This window comes from Micromonospora sp. NPDC005197, assembly GCF_040608295.1.
GTDB lineage: Bacteria > Actinomycetota > Actinomycetes > Mycobacteriales > Micromonosporaceae > Micromonospora.
The window spans coordinates 1-3240 of the sequence record NZ_JBEXHY010000245.1 but is presented as its reverse complement, the minus strand read 5'-3'; the positions used below and the strand labels follow the sequence as shown (position 1 = coordinate 3240).

The window sequence follows — 3240 nt, the reverse complement described above, 5'->3', positions numbered from 1 at the left end:
GCACCCCGGGGGCGTGCCAGGACAGCCGGCAGCCCGGCGGCGGGTCGGCACTCGGCCGGCCCTCGGCGACACGCGCGCGGAACACGTGCACCAGGATGTCCGGCAGCGGGCCGGCCCGCCCGGCTCGCGTGTGCGTCGTCGGGCCGTCGAGGTGGTAGACGCCCACCAGGTCGACCAGGTCGATCTCCCAGCCGGTCTCGGCGCGGATGTCGCGCAGCGCCGCCCGCACCGGGCTCTCCGCCGGGCGCAGCCGGCCGCCGGGCAACGCGTACCGGCGCTGGCCCCGGCCCTGGCGGCAGAGCAGCACCCGGCCGGCGGCGTCGGTGACGACCGCGGCGACCGCCCAGGTGAGCGCGCTCATGGACAAAGAGCGTACGGCGGCGCAAACCAGAAGTCATCGGGATCCGCGCACGGCGGCCCGGGGTGCCGCTGCGGGGGTGCGCAGCGGTAGCGTGTGCACCCGTGACCATCGCCTCGCTGTCCCCCCAGGCGGCCCTGCCCAGTCCCAGCACCGCGGTATGGCAGCTCGGGCCGGTCCCGATCCGGGCGTACGCGCTGTGCATCATCGCCGGCATCGTGCTGGCCTGCTGGGTGACCGAACGCCGTCTGCGTCAGCGCGGCGTCGCGCCCGGCGCGGTGCTCGACATCGCCGTGTGGGCGGTGCCGACCGGCATCATCGGCGCCCGGATCTACCACGTGATCACCTCTCCGGAGAAGTACTTCGGCGCCGGTGGCGAGCCGATGAAGGCGTTCGCCATCTGGGAGGGCGGTCTCGGCATCTGGGGCGCCGTCGCCGGTGGGGCGATCGGCGTGTGGATCGCCGCCCGCCAGCTGGGCATCCCGTTCAGCGTGGTGGCCGACGCGCTCGCGCCCGGGCTGCCGCTGGCCCAGGCCGTCGGGCGGCTCGGCAACTGGTTCAACAACGAGCTGTTCGGTGGCCGCACGACGCTGCCGTGGGGCCTGGAGATCCACCGGATGGACCCGGACAACCCGGGGCACGCGCTGCGGGACGACGCCGGGCAGCCGATCCTCGAACCCGGCCTCTACCACCCGACGTTCCTCTACGAGGCGCTGTGGAACCTGGGCGTGGTCGCGCTGGTCCTCATCCTGGACCGGCGGTTGCGGCTCGGGCGGGGCCGGGCGTTCGCGCTGTACGTGATGGGCTACACCGCCGGCCGGTTCTGGATCGAGCTGATGCGCACCGACGAGGCGAACCAGATCTTCGGCGTACGGCTCAACGTCTGGACGGCCGCCCTGGTCTTCCTCGGCGCGTTGATCTACTTCGTGCGGGTCCGCGGCCCCCGGGAGTACCTGATCCCGATCGGCCCGGCCGCCACGCCCACGCCGCCCACCACGTCCGACCTGTCCCAGGTCGACGTCTCCGAAGGCCAGACCGGCGCGCGCGCCGCTGCCCCGGAGGGTTACCGGGTGGTCAGCGAGGAGCAGTACGACACCTGGCGGAACACCGGCGTGGCGCCGCCGGAGGCGGCCGACGACGTACGCCCCGAGGGCGCCGAGCCGCTCGACGACGAGGCGACCGACGACGAGGCAGCCAGCGCCCGCGCCGACGGGCCGACGGATGACCCGCGCGAGGCGCGCGACGAGGACCGGGCCGACGCCGCCGGCGTACGCCCCGCCGACCGGGACAGCTGAGCGGGGGCGGCACCGATGCGAAGCGCGGTGGTGGTCGGCGCCGGGGTCGGAGGCCTCGCGGTCGCCGGCGCGCTGGCCCGGTCCGGTTGGCAGGTCACCCTGCTGGACCGCGCCGAGCGGGTCCGCCCCGAGCCGACCGCCGTGGTGCTCTGGCCCAACGGCGTCCGCGCGTTGCAGGCCCTCGGCCTCGGCGCCGGTCTGGCCGCCATCGCCACCCCGCTGCCCGACGGTGGGGTCCGCCGCCCGGACGGGCACTGGCTGGTGCAACCCCGGCCGACGCCGGCCGACCGGATGCCGGTGGTGGTGCACCGGGAGGATCTGCACGACGCGTTGATCGCCGGCCTCGGTGACCGGGTCGAGCTGCGTACCGGGGTGACCGTGCGCCACGTTCGCGTCGAGCCGGGCGAACGCCCGGGTGTGAGCGACGGACGGCACACCATCGAGGCCGACCTGGTGGTCGCCGCGGACGGCACGGACAGCGTCATCCGTCGCCAACTGGCCCCCGAGTCCGGCGTGGTCAGCTCCGGCTGCGCGGCCTGGCGGGCGGTCATCCCCTGGTACCGGGCGCCCCGGCTGCCCGCCGACCAGCCGATCGCCGGCGAGGTTCTCGGCGCGGGCTACCGGTTCGTGGCCGCCTCGCTGGGCGAGCGTGGCTCCTCGGGCGGTTCCAGTCGGGGTGGCATCTACTGGGTGGCCACCGCCGCCGGCGCTCCCCGCCCCGAGCCGCCGGAGACCCAGCTCGCCCTCCTGCGCCGCTGGTATGCCGGCTGGCCGGCGCCGATCGCCGCGCTGCTCGACGCCACCGACCCGAGCGACCTGGTGCAGCAGGAGGTCCGTGAGCTGCGCCCGTTGCCCCGCGCCTACGGCTTCGGAGTCGGGCCGGGCGGGGTGGTGCTGCTCGGCGACGCGGCGCACGCCATGCCGCCGCACCTCGGCCAGGGCGCCTGCCTCGCCTTCGAGGACGCCGCGACGCTCGCCTCGCTGCTGCGCGAGGCCCGCCTGCCCGACGCCGTGCAGACGTACGACCGGGTGCGCCGTCCCCGGGCGGCGACAGTGGTCCGCCAGACCCGGCGCATGTCGGCGGTGCTCCAGACCCGGGGCCGGTTGGCGCTGCGCGCCCGCGACGCCGCGCTCGGCACCATCAACTCGCGGCTGCTCTCCAGCGCCGCCGCCTCCGCGGCGCAGTGGCGTCCGCCGGCCTGACCGTCCGCGTAGCTCTGGGAAACCGCGTGGCTCTGGGAAACCGCGCGGTTCAGGGGATCAGGGCGGCGGGTTCGGCGATGCAGGCGGTGCCGATGCGGCGGAAGCCGACCCGCAGGTAGACCCGTGCGATCTCCTCGCTGCCCGCGGAGAGGAAGACGAGGTCGGTGCCGGCGGCGAGCAGTTCGCGGGCGAGGGTGGCGGTCAGCGCGGCGCCCATGCCGCGACGGCGCGCGGCCGGCAGGGTGGCTACCCCGGCGATCTCCGCGACGTCGTCCACCCGCATCGCCATGCCGCTGGCCAGCGCGCCCTCGGTCGGCGTCCCGGCCAGCGCGGAGATCCGCCGGCCGTCGGCGATCCGGGTCCGGGTCGAGGCGCTGGGTGACG

At 76.0% G+C, this 3240-nt stretch carries 4 protein-coding genes; 2 read left to right on the top strand and 2 right to left on the bottom strand.

Annotation, left to right across the window (positions count from 1 at the left end):
• The coding region (locus ABZU46_RS31460; RefSeq protein ID WP_354863327.1) for an NUDIX hydrolase at nucleotides 1-361 on the bottom strand (361 nt) is incomplete at its 3' end.
• A 101-nt stretch (nucleotides 362-462) separates the two neighbouring features.
• On the opposite strand from ABZU46_RS31460, the gene lgt reads away from it, so the two are divergent.
• Nucleotides 463-1653, top strand: coding sequence for a prolipoprotein diacylglyceryl transferase (gene lgt / locus ABZU46_RS31455; RefSeq protein WP_354863326.1), 1191 nt, complete (start codon nucleotides 463-465; stop codon nucleotides 1651-1653).
• A gap of 15 nt (nucleotides 1654-1668) precedes the next feature.
• Nucleotides 1669-2856, top strand: a complete 1188-nt coding sequence (locus ABZU46_RS31450) for an FAD-dependent monooxygenase (protein ID WP_234587996.1) — start codon at nucleotides 1669-1671, stop codon at nucleotides 2854-2856.
• Nucleotides 2857-2905: 49 nt separating this feature from the next.
• Here the strand turns inward: ABZU46_RS31450 and ABZU46_RS31445 are convergent.
• The coding region (locus tag ABZU46_RS31445) for a GNAT family N-acetyltransferase (protein ID WP_354863325.1) at nucleotides 2906-3240 on the bottom strand (335 nt) is incomplete at its 5' end.